This is a genomic window from Arthrobacter sp. CAN_A6, from assembly GCF_015751715.1.
In the GTDB taxonomy this organism is placed as follows: Bacteria; Actinomycetota; Actinomycetes; order Actinomycetales; family Micrococcaceae; genus Arthrobacter_D.
Map to the genome: position 1 here is coordinate 1 of NZ_JADOUV010000013.1, position 21,900 is coordinate 21,900.

The 21,900-nt window shown below is 58.5% G+C and carries 14 protein-coding genes; 12 read left to right on the forward strand and 2 right to left on the reverse strand.

Going from position 1 to position 21,900, the window contains the following annotated elements; genetic code table 11:
- Window positions 1–208: 208 nt before the first annotated feature.
- From IWX75_RS15635 to IWX75_RS15685, 11 genes are all read left to right on the forward strand, one after another.
- Window positions 209–1,255: an LCP family protein gene (locus IWX75_RS15635; RefSeq protein ID WP_334684403.1), complete on the forward strand. Its 1,047-nt coding sequence runs from the start codon at window positions 209–211 to the stop codon at window positions 1,253–1,255.
- 10 nt (window positions 1,256–1,265) lie between these two features.
- The gene (locus tag IWX75_RS15640) at window positions 1,266–2,150 is read left to right on the forward strand and encodes a hypothetical protein (RefSeq protein ID WP_196823189.1); all 885 of its coding nucleotides are present in this window, start codon (window positions 1,266–1,268) and stop codon (window positions 2,148–2,150) included.
- Window positions 2,151–2,211: 61 nt separating this feature from the next.
- Window positions 2,212–3,411: a glycosyltransferase family 4 protein gene (locus IWX75_RS15645; protein ID WP_196823190.1), complete on the forward strand. Its 1,200-nt coding sequence runs from the start codon at window positions 2,212–2,214 to the stop codon at window positions 3,409–3,411.
- A 2-nt stretch (window positions 3,412–3,413) separates the two neighbouring features.
- Window positions 3,414–5,171 (forward strand): glycosyltransferase family 4 protein, encoded by a 1,758-nt coding sequence (locus IWX75_RS15650; protein WP_196823204.1) that lies wholly within the window; start codon window positions 3,414–3,416, stop codon window positions 5,169–5,171.
- On the forward strand, window positions 5,171–6,055 hold the full coding sequence (locus IWX75_RS15655; protein WP_334684404.1) for an ABC transporter permease: 885 nt from the start codon (window positions 5,171–5,173) through the stop codon (window positions 6,053–6,055). Before IWX75_RS15650 ends, IWX75_RS15655 begins: the two co-directional genes overlap by 1 nt.
- Entirely contained in the window at window positions 6,045–6,923 is an 879-nt protein-coding gene (locus IWX75_RS15660; RefSeq protein ID WP_334684405.1) for an ABC transporter ATP-binding protein, read from the forward strand. Before IWX75_RS15655 ends, IWX75_RS15660 begins: the two co-directional genes overlap by 11 nt.
- On the forward strand, window positions 6,920–8,830 hold the full coding sequence (locus IWX75_RS15665; protein ID WP_196823191.1) for a glycosyltransferase family protein: 1,911 nt from the start codon (window positions 6,920–6,922) through the stop codon (window positions 8,828–8,830). The genes IWX75_RS15660 and IWX75_RS15665 overlap by 4 nt, the downstream gene beginning before the upstream one ends.
- 9 nt (window positions 8,831–8,839) lie before the next feature.
- The gene (gene wecC, locus IWX75_RS15670) at window positions 8,840–10,090 is read left to right on the forward strand and encodes a UDP-N-acetyl-D-mannosamine dehydrogenase (protein WP_196823192.1); all 1,251 of its coding nucleotides are present in this window, start codon (window positions 8,840–8,842) and stop codon (window positions 10,088–10,090) included.
- Window positions 10,091–10,132: 42 nt separating this feature from the next.
- The gene (locus tag IWX75_RS15675; protein ID WP_196823193.1) at window positions 10,133–14,527 is read left to right on the forward strand and encodes a glycosyltransferase; all 4,395 of its coding nucleotides are present in this window, start codon (window positions 10,133–10,135) and stop codon (window positions 14,525–14,527) included.
- Between the two features lie 44 nt (window positions 14,528–14,571).
- Window positions 14,572–15,402 (forward strand): hypothetical protein, encoded by an 831-nt coding sequence (locus IWX75_RS15680; protein WP_196823194.1) that lies wholly within the window; start codon window positions 14,572–14,574, stop codon window positions 15,400–15,402.
- A 39-nt stretch (window positions 15,403–15,441) separates the two neighbouring features.
- Window positions 15,442–17,007, forward strand: a complete 1,566-nt coding sequence (locus IWX75_RS15685) for a hypothetical protein (protein WP_196823195.1) — start codon at window positions 15,442–15,444, stop codon at window positions 17,005–17,007.
- A gap of 66 nt (window positions 17,008–17,073) precedes the next feature.
- Here IWX75_RS15685 and IWX75_RS15690 read toward each other — a convergent pair whose 3' ends face one another.
- Together IWX75_RS15690 and wecB are read right to left on the reverse strand one after the other, a co-directional pair.
- Complete coding sequence (locus IWX75_RS15690) at window positions 17,074–19,752, reverse strand: heparinase II/III family protein (protein ID WP_196823196.1); 2,679 nt, start codon at window positions 19,750–19,752, stop codon at window positions 17,074–17,076.
- Window positions 19,753–19,793: 41 nt separating this feature from the next.
- A complete protein-coding gene (gene wecB, locus IWX75_RS15695) occupies window positions 19,794–20,939 on the reverse strand; it encodes a non-hydrolyzing UDP-N-acetylglucosamine 2-epimerase (RefSeq protein WP_196823197.1) in 1,146 nt (381 codons plus the stop codon).
- A gap of 306 nt (window positions 20,940–21,245) precedes the next feature.
- On the opposite strand from wecB, the gene IWX75_RS15700 reads away from it, so the two are divergent.
- Window positions 21,246–21,854, forward strand: a complete 609-nt coding sequence (locus IWX75_RS15700) for a hypothetical protein (protein ID WP_196823198.1) — start codon at window positions 21,246–21,248, stop codon at window positions 21,852–21,854.
- Window positions 21,855–21,900: the final 46 nt, after the last annotated feature.

Sequence of the window (21,900 nt, forward strand, 5' to 3'; positions counted from 1 at the left end):
GGCAGCAAGGCCCGCAGCTCCGCCACGCCCACTCCCGCCGCGCCCATCCGCAACCCTACGAACGCCGGTCACCCATCAACATCGGTGGATCGAGGCTAAGCCGGAGAAACTAGGCACGACGACGAGCCGGGGGAGCAACGCTCACGGCTGCCGCCCAGAAACCGGGGGTAGCATAATGGTTGGTCAAAATGGATTAGGGGAATTGTTCGTGTCCGAGTACGAGTACGAAAGTCAGCCCGAGCGGCCGAAAACGAAACGCAGGCACCCGGTCCGCACAACCCTCCTCGTGATGGTCAGCCTGGTGGTCGTTGCTGGACTCGTGGCCGGAGGTTACCTCTTCAACCTTGCCCGCACTTTCGACGACCAGACGAACACCATCGACAACGCCTTCCCCGCCGAGGACGTCGCGCGGCCTACTGCCGCCCCTGAAGCGGAAGGCTCCGTCAACATCCTCCTGCTGGGGAGCGACGCCCGCACCGCGGAACTCGGCTCCACGGACTCCACGGACTCCTCCAATGCCCGCGCCGACACCATGATGCTCCTGCACCTCCCCGCCGACCGGTCCGAGGTGTTCGTCATCTCGATCATGCGCGACACCTGGACCGACATTCCGGGCTACGGCGCGAACAAGGTGAACTCCGCCATGGCGCTGGGCGGAATTCCCCTGGTCGTCCAAACCGTGGAGTCGATGTTCGAAGCACCGATCAACCACGTTGCCGTTGTCGACTTCGAGGGCTTCAAGGGAGTCACCGAAGCGCTGGACGGAGTTGAAGTCGACAATCCGATGAACTTCGTCTCGAGCAACCCGAATCCCGAGGTGTTCCCCCAGGGAAAAATCACGCTGGAGGGCGACTCCGCGCTTCGTTTCGTGCGGGAACGCTACGCCTTCGCCGACGGCGACTATCAGCGCGTCAAGAACCAGCAGCTGTTCGTCAAGGCATTGCTGGGGAAGGTCCTGTCCACGGACACCCTCACCAACCCTGCCCGGGTGCAGAATCTGGTCAGCGAACTGGCACCCTTCATCAGTGCCGACGACGGCCTGGATGCCGCCACCGTGGGCAGCCTCGGCGTCTCGCTCCGGAACGCAAGAGAAGACGACGTCCGCTTCTTCACCCTGCCGAACCTCGGCATCGGAACCTCGGCGGACGGCCAGTCCGTCATTCTCGAGGACGAGGCCGCCATGGCAGAGCTGCGGCAGGCGCTGGACAACGATTCCCTCGGGGATTTCCTCGCGGCCTCCGGCGTAGAGAACTAGGCCCGGGACGATGACGAGGAAGACCGCCGCGGCGGCAGTTGCGCTGATGATCGGCAGCGGGGTCATCGGCCTCGGTGTGAGCGCTGCGCCCGCCCGGGCCGTCGAGACGGCTCCGGCTGTAAGCCCGGCGCCGGGAGCGACGGCGGCCCAGGTAGTGCCCCGGCTGTTCCAAACGCCATCAACCGACCCGACAACAGCGCCGCCCCCGCCCGCGATCACGTCGGACCCACCACCACCGCCACCGTTCGTTGCACCACCGCCGGTGTTCCGGCCCCCGATCCAGCAGCCGGCGCCGAACCCGGCACCCCCGGCACCGCCTGCACCTTCACCGCCGACCACCACCCCGCCTGCCACTACTCCCACCGCGGAGCCCGCGCCTGCTGTGGACCCCGCTACCGGCTTCCGGATCGACCCGGCGTCCGGCTGGGCGATCCACCCTCCAACGGGTTATCTCGTGGAGCCGGGAACCAACCGGCTGGTGCTCCTCGGCAGCCTGCTCTACACCGATTTTGAGTACAATCCGCTGACGGGACTGGTCCAGAACACAGCCGAAGAGCCGTCACTGGAGCCCACTGAAACGCCGTCGCCGAGCGCCAGCGCCACACCGACGGCGGAACCCACACCGACGGCGGAACCCACACCGACGGCGGAACCCACACCGACGGCTACAGCGAAGCCGACGCCCAAAGCCACGCAAGCACCAAGTGCGACGCCCACGGCCTCCCCGACCACGGCGCCCGCAGCCGCTGAGGACACGGCCCAGGTGTCGTCGCAAGAGTCGATCGGCAGACATCCGGTGACCCGAATCGCCGTGATCCTGCTGCTGGTGGCACTCGGCGTGCTCTATTACACAAGGCTCCGATCGGGTAACTCGCCGACGATCAAATCCGAGTAGGAGGGCCGTAGGCGCTACGCTGGACAGATTGCAAGCGCCAAACAATGGCCGGGGGATCTTCATGCGCGTACTGCTTCTGACGCATTCGTATGCGCCGGAGCATAGCCCACCCCAACGCCGCTGGACACAACTCATCCGCTCCTTCCGGGCTGCGGGCTGGGAAGTCGACGTCGTCGCTCCCGTTGCCCATGCTCCTCACGGCCGGCGGATCCTTCCGCGAAGAATCGCCGGCAGTGCGTTCCTGGTTTCGGTGGGGGAGTTCGGCGAAAGGATTCGCCGCGTCCCCTTCCTATGGCATCGAACCACGCGTCTCGGCAGGCTGATCGATCACCTCTTCTCGGCGACGTGCAGCATTCCCGCAGCGATGATGACGGCGAAACCCGACGTCGTCATCGTCACCGTGCCCAGTCTCCCCATCCTCGGGGCCGGCTACGCCGTGTCCCGCATCCTGCGGCGTCCCCTCGTGGTCGACATGCGGGATGCGTGGCCGGACATCGCGCGGGATGCGCGGCTCATCCAGGGCAGCGCCAAGGGCCTCGCTGAGAGAATCATCATCGCTATCCAGGACCGCGCCGACCTCGTGGTCACAGTGACCCACGGGTTCGCCAAGACGCTGAGGGACCGGGGCCTGAAGAATGTGGCGACGGTCAGCAACGGCGTCGACATGTCGGCCATGCGTCAGCTGAGTCCGCCTGCCGGCCGGCAGGATCGCCTTGAAGTCCTCTACCTCGGCAACCACGGCGAAAGCCAGCGCCTCGATGTTCCCATCCGCGCCGCTGCCCTGGTGGGGTCGAAGATGCGCCTGACCCTGGTGGGGCACGGCGTGGAGCGAAATGGCCTCATGGCCCTCGCAAAACAACTCGATGCGCCCGTTGAATTCCATTCCCCTGTCCACGGTCCGCAGATCATGGACTACTACGAGCGGGCGGACAGTTGCATCGTGACGCTGCGCGATGACTGGAAGTCCTTCGACACCACCATCCCGTCCAAAACCTACGAGGTGCTGTCCGTGGGCCGCCATGTGACGGGGATCGTAAGGGGAGAAGCCCGCAGCATCCTTGAACAGGCAGAGGCCGGGCATGTTGTGGAGTCCGAGGCGAAAGCAGTGGCGGACCTGTGGCACGCCCTCGCCGAGAACCGCGAGCTGCTGCGGATCGGTGAACAGGGCAGAACCTGGGTGCAGAACAACGCCAACGTCCAGGCGCTGGGCCAGGCTTATATTGATCTACTCGCCGAGGTTGCGGGAGGACCCCACCGGTGAGAATGACGCGTCTGATCGGCAATCTCCGGCTCGCAGCGTCGACAGCCGCGACCCACCTCAGTGATGATCCTGTGCTGCTGGCCATCCAGCTCAGCCGCCGGCTACCCTCGAGTGTTGTCTGCCGCGCAGCAGGCGCGGCCGCAAGGATCGCAGCGGTTCGCGGACTCCGGCTGCCGGTTGTCGAAGCGCTTGCCGCTCACCTGCTGGGGGATACCTCCGTAGTCGAGTCGGTTGCCGCTGAGGCCGTCGCCAATAAGTTCAACGGCGGTTCCGCACGCCGGCTGGCCGAGGTGACCCTCGCTGCCGGCATGCTCGACGAGACGGACCGGCTCCTGGCTGCTGCCGGGTCCGGACGTAAAGCGGCAGGACTACGGGCACGCAGGCGTTGGTACGACGGCGACATGAGCGGCGCCGTACAGGTGTTGCGGGAGGCTGGCCGGAATCGTCACGCGGACCGGCTCGCAGGGGAGTTGCGCGTCTTCGAGGGATGGATGCCGACCCTCAGCAAAGTGAAGAAGTACGAACCAGGGGAGAGCACGGTTCTCCACCTGCTGACCAACTCCCTGCCCCACACCGGGAGCGGCTACGCCCAGCGCACCCACTCCCTTCTGAAGGCGCAGAGGGAGGCAGGCTGGACCGTGCATGCGGCCACCCGGATCGGGTACCCCATCCAGGTGGGAAAGCTCTTCGCCGAGGATCTGGACGTCCTCGACGGCGTGAGCTATCACCGCCTTCTCCCTGTGCCGATGGCGAAGGGATTCGACGGTCGGCTCCAGCAGCAGGCCGAGGAGCTGTTGAAGCTTGCGCTAGCGCTCAAGCCGGCTGTGTTACACACCACAACGCACTTCGTGAACGGGATCGTCGTCGAGCAAGTGGCACACGCCTTGGGCATTCCCTGGGTGTATGAGGTGCGCGGTCAGCTTGCAGACACGTGGGCTTCGACCCGGCCGCGTCAGGCGCAGGGAAGCGAACGCTATAAGCTTTTCACTGATCGTGAAGCACAGGTGATGCGCAATGCCAGCCTCGTGGTGACATTAGGTGAGGCTATGAAGCAGGGAATCATGCGCAGCGGAGTGCCGCAGGAGAAGATCCTGCTGAGCCCCAATGCGATCGGTGGTGAATATCTGGAGGAGCCCCTTTCAGCTATGGAAGCAAGGCGCCGGCTCGGTCTGCCGGAAAGCGGCGTCTTTGTCGGCACCGTCAGCAGCCTCGTCGAATACGAAGGACTTGACACTCTTCTCCGCGCAGTCGCGCGGTTGGTTCCGACGCACCGCGAGCTTCATTGCCTGATAGTCGGCGACGGCGCAGCAGCCCCCTCGCTGAAAGCGCTTGCCTCCGAATTGGGTATTGCCGTACACGTGACATTCACAGGTAGGGTTCCCCGCGAAATGGCGCGTCTTCATCATCTGGCCTTGGACATCTTCGTGGTCCCCCGGACGGACTCTGATGTTACCCGTTCAGTCACACCGTTGAAGCCTGTGGAAGCAATGGCTTGCGCAAGACCCGTCATCGCTTCCGACCTGCCTGCCCTGCGCGAAATCGTCGAGGACGGGCTGACGGGAGTCCTCATCCCCGCGGGTAGTTGCGAAGCGCTTGTAGCTGAGATCGACGGTCTCATCGACCGGGATGGCGCTCGATTGGCGCAGGAGGCGGTGGCATTGGGTGCCAACGGTCGGCGGCGTGTATTGATGGAGCGGACGTGGGTGCGGAGTGCTTCCACTCTTTCGCTTGCATACGAAGAACTGGAGTGTTCCGCCTAATGGCTTCTTTCGATGAGGGCAGCGGAGCCACCACCGCCCCCACGCATATAGACCTCACACGACTGACGAGGGTGGGCGCGAAACCACCTTTCCTCAAATATTTAACGGCTCTGTGGAGCTACCGCCACTTTATCTACTTCGACGCGAAGGCAAGCGTCCAGACGGGAAACAGCCAGGACCGTCTGGGGAGTGTCTGGTTGATACTCAACCCGGTGCTGAACGGCTTGACCTTCTACCTCATTTTCGGCGTCCTGCTTCAGACCAGCCGTGGTGTCGAGAATTTCATCGGCTACCTCATCATCGGCGTCTTTCTCTTTCAGATGACCAGTCGCGCCATCTCGACCGGTGCACGAGCGGTTCGGACGAACTTGAAGGTTATACAGGCTTTCAACTTTCCGCGGGCAGCCCTACTGTTCGCGGTCAATGTGCGTGAACTCTTGACGAGCGTCCCAGTGATCCTCACGATGCTGTTGCTGATCCTTCTCTTCTCTCCAGAGGAAGAAATTACCTGGTTGTGGTTCCTGATGGTGCCAGCCTTGCTTTTGCAGACTGCATTCAACCTAGGTATCGGACTGATTCTGGCGCGATTGGTGGCCAGGGTGAACGATATTGCCAACGTCATCGGTTTCGCAATGCGTCTGTGGATGTATGCGTCCTGCGTCATGTTCTCCATCCAACTATTTGATCCTTACCCGGCCATGCGGGCTGCCATCGAGCTGAATCCCCTGTATCAGGTGCTGACGATTGTGCGGCAATCGGTTCTGTACGCCGAAGTTCCTTCCTGGGAGTCCTGGGCCATCCTGACCGCTTGGGCGCTCGGCGCACTAGTGATCGGCCTAGTCTTTTTCTGGAACGCAGAGGAGAGCTACGGCCGTGACGAGTGAAATCGGAACCGCTGGAGAACAACAGTCAGTAGCGGTCGACAACGTGAGCATGATCTATCGCGTACCTAGGGGAAGCAGCTCCACTGAAAACCCCGGCATTATCGGCTCCCTTCGGCGGACCATCGGCAACAATCCCACCGTCGACGTCCAGGCGGTGAAGAACATCTCCCTCGTTGTGGAGCGGGGAGAATCCGTAGGCATTATCGGCCGGAACGGATCCGGCAAGAGCACACTTATGAAACTCATCAACGGTCGGGTTCCACCCACATCGGGAGCTATCTACTCCTCGTCACAACCGACGCTTCTTGGAGTGAGCGCAGCCCTGATCCCCGACATCTCAGGGGAGCAGAATATTCTGCTTGGCTGCCTAGCCATGGGCATGTCCAAGCAGGAGATTGCCCGAAAGTATCAAAGCATCGTAGAACTGTCCGGCCTCGAGAAATCGATCCACCTGCCGATGCGGACCTATTCCTCGGGCATGGGATCGCGGCTGCAGTTCGCCATCGCGACGGCGGTGAACACGGAGATCCTCCTGATCGATGAAGCGCTGAACACCGGCGACGACCAGTTCAAGGACCGGACTAAGCAGAGAATGGATGAGCTGCGGAGTAATGCTGGCTGTGTGCTCCTGGTCAGCCATAGCGTCGGCACCCTCCGGGAGATGTGCAGCAGGGTGATCTGGCTCGACGAGGGAGAGCTCGTCATGGACGGTGACCCGGGCGAGGTCACCAAGTGGTACCGCATGTTCATCAAACACCTAACGGCCCGTGACAGGGTTGCGGCAATGAAGACCAAGCGTCGCATGATGAATGAGCTTGTGATGCCGCAGCTGGTCACTAACACAACCGGGCGGAGGAGCGCGGAATGACCCTGCAACGGGCACACCGGATCAGAACCATGCTGTGGCACCTTCGGCACGGCGGAACCTCAGCCATCCAGACCTGGCGACGGCGGGAACGCATTGAGTTGGGCCTGGGTACGGTGAAGGACACCCGCGGCGCCGAAGGTGCGTGGTCCGGGCGGAAGCGCTCGAGGAATTTGATGTTTGCTGATGCCGTGCTGCCGGAGGGAAAACCACGGCGTGCCGTGCGCGCGGCTGTTATTCTCGACGAATTCTCCTCACTGGCGTTCTCCTACGAATGGGAGACGATCGTCCTTACACCGGGGAACTGGGGCCGGCTTGTCGCGGAAGGGAATATCGATCTCCTTTTCGTGGAATCTGCCTGGAACGGTAATTCGGGTTCGTGGAAGTATCAGTTGACTGGCCCCTCGGCGCCGTCTGCAGCAGTTCTGGACATGGTTGAGGCGTTCAGGGCACAAGAAATTCCTACGGTGTTCTGGGCCAAAGAAGACCCGCCCCACTACGATGATTTCCTGGCTGCCGCGAGGTTGTTTGACTACGTCTTTACAAGTGATTCGAACATGATGGACAGCTACCGGCGCGACCTTGGTCACGACCGCGTCGCAGCGCTCGCTTTCGCGGCCCAACCGGTTATCCACAATCCAGTGCGACCCCGGTACGGCTGGCACCAGCGGGACGTTGCCTTCGCCGGCATGTATTTCGCGCACAAGTTCGCCGAGCGCCGCGAGCAGATGAACCTATTGCTCGGTGCGGCAGCCGCGGCTTCGTCATCCATGAACATCGGCTTAGAAATCTTCTCCCGTCAGCTTGGAAAAGAAAAGACCTACCAGTTCCCGCCGCATTTGGTGCCCTACGTGGTGGGATCGCTTCCGTATCGCCACATGTTGACCGCCTACAAGGCGTACAAGGTTTTCCTCAACGTCAATTCGGTCGTCGCCTCACCGAGCATGTGTGCGCGCAGGGTATTTGAAATTACGGCATCAGGCACTCCAGTGGTATCGACGAGAAGCATGGCCATCGACGCCTTGTTTCCTCCCGCCGAGATTCCGGTGGTGGAGAGTAGCGACCAGGCGCGCAGCGTCATCTTGTCACTGGTCCACCAGCCGTCCCTGGGGGAGCGGCAGGTCCATCTTGCCCAGCGTAGGATCTGGCAGCAACACACCTACGCCCATCGTGCAGAGCAAGTTCTTGCGGTAGCCGCTCCGACGCTGTCCCGCCCGGTTGCACTCCCGACAGTCACGGTGATGGTTTCAACCATCCGTCCGCATCAGCTGGAGCATGTGTTCCGTATGGTGAACTCTCAGCGGGAGATTTCCGCCGAGTTGATTCTCCTCACGCACGGTTTCACACTGAGCCCAGACCACCTGGCCGAGTTGCGAAGCAACTACCCAATTGGAGCCGTGACAGTTCTCGAGGCGCCCCGGGAGCAAAGCCTCGGAGAGTGCCTCAACGCCTGTGTCGCTGCAGCATCAGGAACCATCCTGACCAAGATGGACGACGACGATTATTACGGTCCACACTATTTGCTCGATCAGCTCCACGCCCTGAATTATTCCAGTGCAGAAGTGGTGGGTAAGCAGGCACATTACATGTACCTGCAGACATACGACGCAACCGTGCTTCGATTTCCACACAAGGAACACCGCTTCACCAACCTGGTCATGGGACCAACGATTATGGCGGCCCGGAGCGTATTCCTTGACTTCCCTTTCGAGCGTCGCAGCAGGGGAGAGGACACCGCCTTCTTGGGCGCCGTGACCGCAGCTTCAGGGGCTCTCTATTCATCCGACAAGTTCAACTACTACCAACAACGCAACGGAACCGGCCACACCTGGCAGGTGTCCGACCAGGAAATTCTGGCCACTGCAGGCATTACCTTCTACGGGAAGCCCGACCACCATGTATCAATCTAAGGGGAACACATGAACACCATCCACAAAGTCGCAGTCATCGGTCTTGGGTACATTGGATTGCCCACGGCTGCGATTCTGGCGACCAACGGGCTTCAGGTTGTCGGTGTAGATATCAAGCAGGACAACGTAGATGCCATCAACCGCGGCGAAGTACCGTTCGTCGAACCCGACCTCCACATCCACGTCGCCGGCGCTGTCAGTGTGGGGACCCTGACAGCCACCACCGAGACGCCTGCTGCGGATGCCTTCATCCTGGCCGTTCCCACACCTTTCAACGCTGACAAAACGGCCGACCTCAGCTACATTGAAGCCGCGGCACGGGGGGTTGCACCACAACTGCGGGGCGGGGAGCTTGTCATCCTCGAATCCACCTCGCCTCCTGGAACCACGCAGCACCTCGCCGACTACCTGATCGGACTCCGACCGGATCTCAGCCTGGACGGAGCCCAAGGCAAGCCGATCGTTCACGTAGCGCACTGCCCGGAACGAGTTCTGCCGGGCCGGGTAATGATCGAACTGGTAACCAATGACCGCATTGTCGGCGGAATCACCGACGAAGCCACCGAGCTGGCGCGCCAGCTCTACCACGTGTTCTGTCAAGGCGACATCCACCTCACCGACGCGGCAACCGCGGAAATGGCGAAACTGGTGGAAAACTCTTACCGGGACGTCAATATCGCATTCGCAAATGAATTATCGGTCATCAGCGACAAAATGGGGATCGACGTGTGGGAGCTGATTGAGCTGGCCAACCACCATCCGCGGGTCAACATTCTGCAGCCTGGACCGGGGGTTGGCGGGCATTGCATCGCCGTCGACCCATGGTTCATCGTTTCTGCAGCACCGAACGAGTCCAGGCTGATCCGACAGGCACGTGAAACCAATGACGCAAAACCCGCTTGGGTGATTGATCAGGTCAAGCTGGCCCTGAAAGAAGTGGGTAGCGAGGCGAAAGTTGCAGCCTTAGGCCTCGCCTTCAAGGCTAATATCGATGACTTGCGGGAATCCCCAGCCATCGGCATCGTCAAGCAGCTCAGCGTCGATCTTCCGGAGCGCACAATCTTGATTGCGGAGCCTCACGTCACGATGCTGCCTCAGTCCCTTACCTCGTCCTCGAATTTACACCTGATGAACACCGAAAGGGCCGTCAAGGAGGCCGACGTGGTGCTGCTGCTCGTCGATCACGACGAATTCAAGGAAATGGACCGGTCAGCTCTTCTCGGTAAGTCCGTGGTAGACACCCGCGGGATCTGGCGTTGATCAGTAGTTCAGGATGCCAGCAGCACAATAGGGAGGAGCGCCATGCGGTTTGACGACGAGGTTCGCTCGCAGTCACTGGAAGTGCTCGCCAAACGATCGCAGTACCTGGCGGACATCGACCGGTTCATTTCGGACCATGAAAAGCTTCTGCAGCGGCGTAAGCGGGACGCGAGCGCCGTGAGGTCCTTGGAAAGCCAGCTGAAGTCGGTGCAGTCAGCCAACACTAGATTGTCGAGGGAGGCCAAGTCCCTCACCGATGACAATCGGAAGCTGCGTTCCACCCTCACCGCGCTCCGGCAATCGAAGCGCTTGAAAATCGGTTCGGCCATTGTCGGCCCGGTGCGGGCCGTATCGCAGCTGTTCCCGAGAGCCCTGGGCCAAACCAGGGGATCGCGTCCATTGGAGCTTGCTTCAGCGACCGGGGCCCAGCGCCCGACAGGTCCCGCGGCTGCCGTGCATTCTAGTGGCACTCAGGAACGCGCCACTGGAATCGTTCCCCCGGCAGGCGGCTCTCAAAGCGCGCCCCAAGACGCTTTGGAACGTGAGGTTGAGCTTCGGAAGAAGCTGGAAGATTTCGTGTCGAAGGCAAACGTGGTCAGCCTCATCTCCCACCAGTATTTTGTGCTCGGTCAAATCACCGAACCTGCGTCGATCATCACTAGGCATTCAGACGTCCTCACCGGGCTGAGCGCAAAAGAGCGGCAACTCATCGACGCTGTGGCGGGCCTCGACCGGCTGATCCAGCGCCCGATCGTCCTGCCTCCCCAGCAGAGCAATGCCGGGTATCAAGCCGAACGTGGACGCGTGATGTACTGCGCCCATTCTGTTTCCCCCTACAATTCCAACGGTTACTCGACACGGACCGCCGGACTGATCAAGGGCCTCGAACAGGCAGGTGCCGACATTGTTATCGCGGCGCGACCGGGCTATCCCTGGGACATCAAAACGGATATCGCGCCAAGCTCGACGTCCAGCTACACCGAAGTCATCGACGGAATCGATCACTTCTTCAGTCAAGGGCCCACCTGGACGCAGAGTCCCCTGGATCACTACATTCAGCGGGCCGCAGACAGCTATGTTCAGGTTGCCCTGCGGAACCGGGTTGAACGCGTCCACGCAGCGTCCAACTACGTGACAGCCCTTCCCGCGTTGATCGCCGCGCGACGGCTGGGCCTTCCTTTCAGCTACGAGGTGCGTGGCCTGTGGGAGATCACTGAAGCCTCCGCCAAGTTCGAATGGGCGAAGTCCGACCGCTTTGCCTTCTCAAAGTCCATGGAGACCTTCGTGGCGCTGGAGTCCGACGTAGTTTTCGCAATTACGGAGCAGGTCCGGCAGGAGCTGGTGACTCGAGGGGTGCCGTTCGGGAAGATCCAGATCCTCCCGAACGCTGTCGATACCGACGAGTTCAGCGACATGCCGAAGCACGCTGCAACGGCCAAGCATTTGAAGCTCGAGGAAAACACGCCGGTGATTGGATACGCCGGGAGCATTGTCGATTATGAAGGCCTCGAGACCCTTCTTGACGCAGTCGCTATTCTCCTTGCCGCGGGGATCGAACTAAGGACCGTGATTGTGGGTGATGGTTCAGCCCTGTCGAAGCTCGAGGTAAAGGCGCGCGCACTAGAGATATCCCATGCTGTTACCTTCACCGGTCGGGTTGCTGCATCAGATATCCCCAATTACGTCAGCGTTTTCGACATCATGCCGTGTCCACGGCTTCCCCTTCCGGTTACAGAAATGGTGTCGCCGCTGAAGCCACTGGAAGCAATGGCCGCGGCGAAGGCGGTCGTGCTCTCCAATCTGGCGCCGTTACGTGATCTTTCAGGCGCTGACGGTGAACGGGCAAGGCTTTTTGAGGCGGGCAACGCGACCGACTTGGCCCGTGTGCTTGAAGACCTTCTTTCCCATCCGGACCAAAGACAGGCCATGGGACGCCGGGCAAGGCTCTGGGCGGTTGAAGGGCGAACATGGGCCAGGATTGCAGCGACAGCGCTTTCTACTCTTACCTCATCTGAACCCGTCTCCGGAAACGGACAACTAGCCCTAGCGGACCTCACTGTCGGAATCATTGCGGACGAGTTCACGGTAGCCGGTCTGGAACCGGAAACGTCCCTGCTTCTAATTCATCCAGGACAGTGGGAAAGCCAGCTCTCCGCCACACCAATAGACGTGCTCTTTGTCGAGTCGGCATGGGAAGGTAATGACGGCGTATGGCGGGGGAAGGTCGGCTTCTACGATGACGATTCCTTCGCGGACCTGCGTGCACTGCTCGAGTACTGCCGCGCGCAATCGGTCCCGACGCTTTTCTGGAACAAGGAAGATCCGGTTCACTTCAACCGATTCCAGGAAACGGCGAAGCATTTCGACCACGTGTTCACCAGCGATGATGGATCGATACCGGGTTACCTGGCATCGGCCGGACCATCTTCGAAAACAGTCGCATCGCTTCCGTTCTACGCACAACCCGCCCTGCATAATCCGCTGCCGGGCACCAGGGAGTACTCCCACACTGTTACTTATGCCGGCTCCTACTATGGGGCCAGGTACAAGAAGCGGTCCGAGCAGCTTGCTACGTTGTTGGCTGCAGCATTGCCTGCCGGTCTTACCATCTACGACCGCCAGCACCTCAACCCTGACAGCCCGTACAAGTTCCCACCGCACCTTGCACCGCATGTAAGCGGCGGTCTGACCTACGGTGAGATGGTCGAAGCGTACAAGGCCCACCCAGTTCACGTGAACGTCAACTCCGTTGAGCAGTCGGGCACCATGTTCTCGCGGAGGGTGTTCGAAGTTGCAGCCTGCGGGGGAGCAGTCATCAGCGGGCCGGGCCGAGGTATTGAGCAGATCTTCGGGAGTACGATCCCCATCGTCTCTGACCAGGCGAACGCGCAGGCTGTGATTGCTTACTGGATGGACAACGAGGATGCAAGGAATGACGACGCTTGGCTGGCCATGCGGAGTGTCTTCCGCAGCCATACAGCGGCACATCGCCTGACCTATGCGCTGAGGACTGCAGGCCTTCAGGTTCGCGCGATTGGTCTGGAAAAATACGCTGTGCTTGTGCCGGAAATAATCGCCGAGGTAACAAAGCAGCTTGAGGGGCAGAGTGTGCGTCCTGCCCTCGTACTTTGCGAAACCGACTCACATGATCCTCAGGCACTGCTCGACGCCGGAATCACCCTGATCGGAAAACTTCCCACCACGCCCATTGACCGCACCTATTATGAGGACCTGCTGACCTCGCGGAAGTACGTGTCCTGGGACGCGGCACGTATAGATTCCGAACGAACCACTGACGCCGGGCGGGGTCTCGTTCATCTCGACGTCACTGGCGACTCCGCGGGCGCTGACCTTCGGTCGATCACGCCGAGCGGCGGACCAGCAATAGTCCTCAACCGGAACGTTCCTGGTCCGGCAATGCCTGGTTTTCGGCGGTCGCCGCGTGGAGGGAAACGAATCCTCGTGGCAGGCCATGACCTGAAGTTCGCACGAGGTCTCATCACCCACCTCGAAGCCGAGGGCCACTCCGTGGAGATAGACCAGTGGCAGGGTCATGCGCAGCATGATGAAGAAGGAAGCCGCATCAAGCTGGCCAACGCCGACATTATCTTCTGCGAATGGACGCTCGGAAATGCTGTCTGGTATGCCAACAACAAGCGGAATGATCAGCGCCTCATCTGTCGCTTGCACCTTCAGGAGTTGAACACTCCCTACCTCGGGCGCCTGAAGATCGACAGTGTTGACCAGTTCATTTTCGTTGGAAAGCACATCGCTCAGATAGCGCAGCGGGACTTCGGCATACCCGCCGAGAAATCCGTCGTCATCCCGAATTATGTTGATACCGAGAGCCTCGACCTTCCCAAGGACCCTGCTGCCCGCTGGAACCTTGGTTTGGTAGGCATCGTCCCGCAACGCAAGCGGCTGGACTTGGCCCTTGACGTACTGCGGGGCCTGCGAATTGAAGACGAGCGCTACCAGTTGTTCATCAAGGGTAAGCGTCCGGAAGATTTCCCCTGGATGGCAGAGCGGACCGAAGAGCTTGCCTATTTCCTAGAACAGTATCGGAGGATCGAAGAGGACCCCCTGCTTCAGGGCGCAGTTAAGTTTGACGCTCAGGGAGATGACATGGCCGAATGGTACCGCAAGATCGGCACAGTTCTGTCGGTCAGCGACTTCGAGTCCTTCCACCTGACGCTAGCGGACGGAGCTGCATCAGGTGCTGCTCCCGTAACTTTGGCGTGGCCGGGAGCAGACCAAATCTATCCGGCGTCGTGGGTTCACCCCTCCGTAATGTCGGTGGTGCACTATGTGGGCTCAGCGAGAAATGACAATTCCAACGCCACGGATATCGCGAAGCGTTCGAAGGTCTTCGTCAACGACAACTTTCGTCAGGAAGTCGTCTTCAAAGCTCTACTCGAAACTGTGCTGGGAGACTGAGAAAACACGGTGCACACCCTGAATATAAGATCCAAGAGGATCAAGTGAAAGTCTTCTTCAACTTCAAAGATGCGGCCAAACATAGCAGGACCGGGGGATTTTTCATTTCCTATCGAAATGTACTTTTCCCATTCTGGTGGAACTTGACGGAGTCGAGGGAATGGACGCTCTTTACTCCCGGTCGATTCGACCGCGCTAAGCCTGTTCCGGCATTTCAGCGTTCATCCTACGCAACATCCATGGACCAGAACGTTGTGTCGATGTTCGATCCAATGCTGTTCATGAACAAAGACATATCTCTGGGATGGTATGTCGGAAATCGGTCCCATCACTACGCCGAATGGCTTGCGATACTGGTAGAGCGAATGGTCTCGCAAATGAAGATTGAGGCTTCGAATATTGTGATATTTGCTTCATCTGGTGGTGGCATTCCCGCGATCAGAATCGGGACGAAAGTCGGCGGTATAAATATATATTGTTCCAACATTCAAGTAGATGCAAGATCGTACTACAGAAAAACGTTCAAAAAAATGATAGAAGTTGCATATCCCGGAATGGACGAGTCCGAAGTATCGAACGCATTCTCCGCGAATCTCACCTGCATCGACTGGGACGGCGATTTCAAGCTCACCTACGCGCAAAACCTCTGGGATGCATTCCACCTTGACAACCATTTCAAACCCTATCGGGACGAGTACAATGCTTCGAAAGGACGCCGCGATGTTCAGTTCATTGTTTACAGTGACGAACAGAGCGGTCACGGTGTACTGAGTCGTGAGATAGAGTTGGAAATAATCAAAGCGCTCCATGCTGGACGTGATGTCACAAAGATACTTCCTGCAGGACGTATCCTTCAGGAGTCGGATTCATTCTAGTGAGCCCGCGTAAGAAAAGCGTCGTAAGGACGAAAAATAATGTACGACGTTGATTTGAGTCATGTCACCAACAATTCAGGTGACCGCCTGATTCTGCGTCTCAAGGACAGGCAGTCCGGGGACACTCGCTCGATCAACCTGAGCGACGGAGTCAGGCAAACTCTGCCGGAGACTGCCTTCCCGAGCGCGGCATCAACCACCGTGGCTTGGATCGATAAAGTGAACCGCCAAGGAAATGTCACGCCAATCACGCTGCGAGTGCGCCTCGATGCGTTGAAACAAGTGAGTGCGGTTGAGCGCTGGATGCGCCAACCGAATGCCACAACGACGGCTGCGGAAGCCACGTCCATGGCAACAAAAATGCACATGTGGGAGGTGTTTGTAGATGAGGAATGGGAAAATCGGCTTGTCCGAATATATAACGACGCCTTAAAAAGATTGCAGCGTTTACCTAAACTGCGTGATGACAGTCGAATATCATCATTGTGTAGGGCATACTGGGAGCTTTTTGAGGTGACTGATTCTTTGCCTGGTAACGTCGTATCTGGACTCAATGCCCTGAATGACATTCACAATGCCGTGAGTGTTCACCCCTTGCGGAACGCCCGGCAGATTCGTCACATCACTGAAAACGAGTCGGGTCCGCCCGTCTCTCCATTGGCGGCCGACCTGAAGTTGCTGATGAGTAAGTCGTTGGGGTGCTCGGCAGCGACGACGACGTCGAAAATCATCCGTGGTTACATTTCGAGTATCACCGAAGGGCGGGAAACGGCCGTGCGCGAAATCGAAGCCGTGAAGCGAAGCGGGCGTGAACGTTTACTCAGCCTGTATTCCGACATGGGGGCGCTCACCTATGGTTTTCCGCATCCGTCGCTGGAGGACAGCGAGGTGGAGATTCACTGGCAGGCTGATGATGTGGCCGGCACCTCGCCCTTCACTATTCTTCAATCAGCCAACATCCCTTTCCTGCGGCGATATCTTGCACGAATCCTCTTCTACGCATTAGCGCAACCGCAGTTGCACTTTCATTTCCACCTGATCGCTACTGAAAGCGAATCCACGGAATTCATCACCGAAGCAGAAACCCTTTTGGTTGAACTGCACCGGTTCTCGGGCAGAAACCCGAGTCTTCCTCGGATAAGTTGGTCATCGTCGGACCTACCGGCTTATGCCGGAAATCCAGTAACATACTTTGCCTGTGCTCGTTATTTGGTTGCTGAGCAGGTAATGGACCGTTTCGACCGTCCAGTTTGGATCCAAGATGTCGATCTGTACCCTACGGCAAGCATTCTAACAGCGAAGAGTCGTCTATCAGAATTCGACGTAGCCTTGCCAGGTTCAGGCGGAGTATCGACCTTGGCTCCGTGGCGCAGATATATCGCAAACAACGTTTTTCTGGCAGACTCTGAGGGCGGTCGGCTCTTTGCTCGGGCAGCGGCTCAATACATCAGGGGCTTCCTACCCGAGACAGATTCGTGGATGCTCGACCAGAATGCTCTCGACTGGGCTGTTGAACAGGTTTCTAGTGATGCAGTGATTGGCGATATGCGACAACTTGACATCCACCTCACTCAATCAGCGATGAATGGGCCAATAGAGTCTTGACCTAGGTAGATGCGGGGCAAAAGATGACCTTGGGCCTGACTACTGGGCCCGTCACAGCTTGCGGGACTATGTGACCTTGATCCACCGCGTAGTGAATGCTGTTGCTTCGGTCGAGTCACCGTCCAACTTGAAAACCCTTACTCGATAGGCGCCCGGGGAGAGGTCGTCGAATACAACCACCTGCCGGTCGGAGTAACTGCGGCGGCGCACTAAATCGGAACCCTGGAACAAGCGATACGAGATTTGGGTGCCCGCCGGTGCATAGACCTTGATGCGTATGCTCCGCGCGTCCACGTCGGCGCTGAGGATATAAGGCAGCGCTTCTTCACTCGATCCCGATACCCACTGCTCAAGATTGGCCGCGAGGAAGAACCGAAAAACTGATCCTATGTCGGAGTGCGAGAGGTTCGGGAGCACGGTAACAGCAGGCCTAGTCACCCCATTGGTGGACATGCTCTCTAATAGGGGCTGAACATGATTCGGCAGATGATGGTCATTTTGACCGACCAGAATCGAGATGCGGGAGCCGTCATCTGCTTTGCCTGCGATGTCATCGACCAATCGGTCCAGATGCGCTACGTCGCCGTCGCCTACACCACCGGCCATGAATTGAAGGATGTTCGGGTGCGGACCGGAGACGAAGGAACCGATACGCGTTTGCGGCGCACCCGCGATGATCATGCCAGCCGGTAAGGCGCACCCGTGGATCAGGGCCGCCGTGCCACCCTTGGACGAACCAACGGTCACGATGTCACTCAGCGCGAGTCCGTGCTTTTCAGCTACGGCCTTAATCAATGACTGCACCGACCGAAAAATCGTGTCGGATCGGTGATCGGAGTGGTAGTAGGCGCCCTGGTCGCCGAAATCATCCAGGATGTACAGGGCACTGATGTCCACCTCGTCGACCGTGGCCTTGTAGTTGTAGGTGAAGTCCCCTGGTTCCTGGATGGCGGAGAAGACCACTGTTAGCCGACGTCGTCCGGCCGCACTTTTCCCCGGGGTGAAGAGATAGTTCAGGGGCACTTCGCCTCGGTAACGCGACCACTGTTGGTCAGGCGCGGAAAGTCCCCGGTCGGCATAGCTGAAGTCTGCGAGCCTGATCCTGGTGTCCAAACGGACGGAAGAACCTTTGAAACTGATGACCACCACTTTTGCCGGTTGAGCCTCGCCGAATTTCGGAAAACGCCAGCCAAGGGGCCGGGGTTTCTCAACTCCTTCGTGCAGCGAAAGAACAGTCGGCACGTCAGCCGTGATCATCAGGTCCATGACCTTGCGATTCTGATGGAAGAGCTCAAACCCCTGACCGTGCAGTGTTACATCGACTTCGGTTCCCAGGTTCCACAGCAGCTGATACTCGTGCTCTCCGTCGCTGGAAATGCTGTCGGTGAGACCGAATCGTGGGACGCCGGCGTCTTCCGTCACTTCTACAGTGCGCTCATGTACAACGTCCTCATACCGGGCGTTGGTACCGATGACAGTGAAACCGTCTCGGTGTTCCTCGACTGCTCGAAGGGTGACTTTGCCTTGTTTCCCGTCAGTGCGGGGCAGACTCTGGCCGTCCACCACCAGGCTGTTGTGGGCAAATTGGGAGTAGGCGTACCGGGAGAACGGATGCTTGTAGTCATAGCCATAGGGGCCGGATTCACTCAGCAGATCAATTCCGTCGCTTCGCAGGAAAAAGCTCAAGTCATCTGAGTGCTTGTGATAGTCGGCGTTGTAGGCGGCGGAAAAAAAAGCATAGGCAGCATCAGGGTTGCCCCACTCGCTACGGTAAATGGCGTAGCCGGAATCGGGCAGGACAAGGCACCGGTCAGCGGGCGCGCTGCCGAGGGCTCCGCCGCTACTCGCGAAGGCGAAACCCTCGCCGGGGAAGACTTTCTGCATCCCCGACCGACCCACGTTGGTCTGCTGCGTGTCGCTGATCGGTGGAAATGTACCGTCCGGCATGAGCGCGTGGGTTGCATACCGCTCTGCTCGCTGAACCAGCGATACGTAATATTCGGCGTCTGGGTGGCCGGCTTCGTGGGCAATCTTCTGCACATTGGACACGTGCCTTGAAACCATCAGGTGGTATGTGGGGGTGTTTTCAACATGTACTCCGTCGGCTGTGAAACAGGAACTGAAATACCGTTTCAGACGGGTCATCGCCTTCTCGAAGTATTCTTCACGCTGGGAATCATTCTGGCTTGAGGACATGATCGTCCAATAAAGTAGCGCTAAATCCTGGAACATTCCGTGGTTGTTTCCAGCGGCATGAAAGCTTTCTCGAGCCAAGAGGGCGGCGGTATCGGCCATAAGAGGTTCGATGACTGTACGGGTCTTATCGGGGTCATGCTCGATCAGGATAGGGTGGAGCGAAATGAGATTGATGAGCCTTTGCGCGGTTGTTTCGTCGTGATACGCCATCGACGGAGATGTTTGCGGGTCAACGTGCAGATTTGCCCAAGTTTCAACGATAGACAAGGCAGATGTCGCCGCTTCCACCGATGTGGCGGTGTCCGAAAGTATCGTCTCGAACCAATCAGTCAAGAACAGAAGACCATGCAGGTACCGTTGCTGGCCTCGTGTTCCTTTCTCCACCCATAACGCACCACCGTCGAAGGCAACATCGGGAAACGATGCTGAGGAGACGATCCTCAAGCTGAGGAATTTGGTGGCCCGTTTCCGCGCTGCGTCGTTCGCTACGCGTGGCAGTTGTGCGGTTACCGCTGCTCGAAGCGCAGGAAGTTGATCAGTTGTGAACATGGACCCTCGAAGTTCAGGAATATCGGAACTAGATTTGGCGCCTACCCGGGAATAAAATCATCGATCCGTTCGCCCATACCGAGTAAACATTCAATAGCAGCAACGGTTCGAGCGGCAGCCCTGCCGTCCCCATATGGATTGACCGCGTTGGCCATTGAGGCAAAATGCTCTTTGTTATTGAGCAATCGATCGACCTCGTGCACAATCCGCCCCTCGTCCGTTCCAATGAGACGCACGGTTCCTGCTGTTACGGCTTCGGGACGTTCCGTGTTGTCGCGCATAACTAAGACAGGTTTGCCCAAGCTGGGAGCTTCCTCCTGAACTCCTCCCGAGTCTGTCAGGACCACGTGGGAGATTGAAAGGAGCCTAGTAAATTCTCCATAGGATAGGGGCTCGATGACTATGATGTTTGGTTGGCCCTCAATTTGAGGGAGGACAGCCTCTCGAACTGCAGGATTTTTATGGATCGGCAGGACGATTATTAGGTCTGGTTCAGATCCTGCGATTTTAGCGAGCGCACGTCCAACACCTCGCATCGCTTGTCCCTGATTTTCACGTCGATGCGTGGTTACCAGCAAAATTCTTTTTCCACAATTTGCGATCTGTTCGAGGACTGGATCCGTAAAAGGGACGTTCTTCGCAACGGTCTCCAGGAGTGCGTCAATCACAGTATTACCGGTGACTACTATGTCTTCGTCTGTGACATTCTCCGCCCGAAGGTTTGCCTTGCTGATTGAGGTGGGTGCCAGGTGGAGGCTCGCAATCTGTGACGTCATTTTTCGGTTCCCCTCCTCGGGGAAGGGCGAAAACAGGTCACCACTTCGCAGGCCAGCTTCGACATGGACTACCGGTATCCCATGGTAGAAAGCGGCGATGGCTGCTGCAGTAGAGGTGGTTGTGTCACCTTGGACAACTACTGCGTCCGGCCGAGCGTCGCGGAACAGCTGATCTAAGCCGTCGATGGTCTTGGTCATGATCGAGTTCAGTGTTTGTCGCTGCTGAATAATGTTCAAGTCGTGAGCCGGGGTGATGCCGAACAAGTCGTTCACCTGATCCAGCATGGCTCGATGCTGCCCCGTGACCGTCACCACACAGTTGAGGCTGTTGGATCCTTCAAGCGCCGCGACGATCGGAGCCATCTTGATAGCCTCTGGGCGAGTACCATAGATCGGCATAACTGTAAGCATGAGAATTTGTAAGCTTTCTTTCTGGGCAACTTACTCATCATAGGCGTTGTGGCAACCATGGGCGCCCAGCAGAAGCTAAAGTATGACTTGCACCACAACGCGCTCCAGGGCCACCGAAGGTTGGTTTCGTCTGCTCGCACATACCAACTGACGGAGTAGATCTCTGGAACCAAGGCAGGCCGAGCATCGGATTACCCGAGCATCGAGATTGCTTTCGCAAATTGGGTTCACTTCTCAACTGTATTAGGCTCGTTTCGGCGGCCGGCCCTTGTTGCGGCCGAGTCCCTGGGAGTTTAGGAATCGACGATGACGAAAGACAGTGCTCAGCACTCTGTCGGAAGTAGTTCCGGCGGTGAGGCAGTTGACCTACTCTTACGACGAAAAGGCAGGTCATCTACGCCGCCGCCACCAAACCTGGGTGCCTTGAGGCTGGCCGAAGTGCTTCGTGTCGGATATCACTCGGTAAATCCGTTCCACCCTCCGCTCAAGGTGGGCGCGATCGTTGAGGATGATTTTTACGACGAGCTAGAACAGCGTTACAACGTCATGCCTATCTTTCCGTCTTGCTTGGTGAACAGTGTCGACACCTTGCAGCCGCAGATAATCGTTATCCAGAGAGCCGCGCTGAATAGTGGACCTTGGTTCGGAACGGAGGACGCGGCCGGTGGCACCCTGTTTGAGGAGATTCGGCGTCTTGCGCCGTGGAGTCGCAAAAGAAAAGTACCCGTGATCTTCGTCGACAATGGTCAACCGGAACGGCTTCACACGGCAGCCCTACGTGACATAGGATCTATAGTTTTCCCCTCCGCTGCTTTCTTCGACGAGTTACCCGAAGGGCCTCGCCGCAGTCATATCTACGAGTTGTCCCAGCGGTTTGCGCAAGCATCAGAGTCTAAGGAAACGAACATTGTCTAAGGCCGTCCATGTACTCTATTGCGCCGCAGCCTCTAGCTCCTTCTTC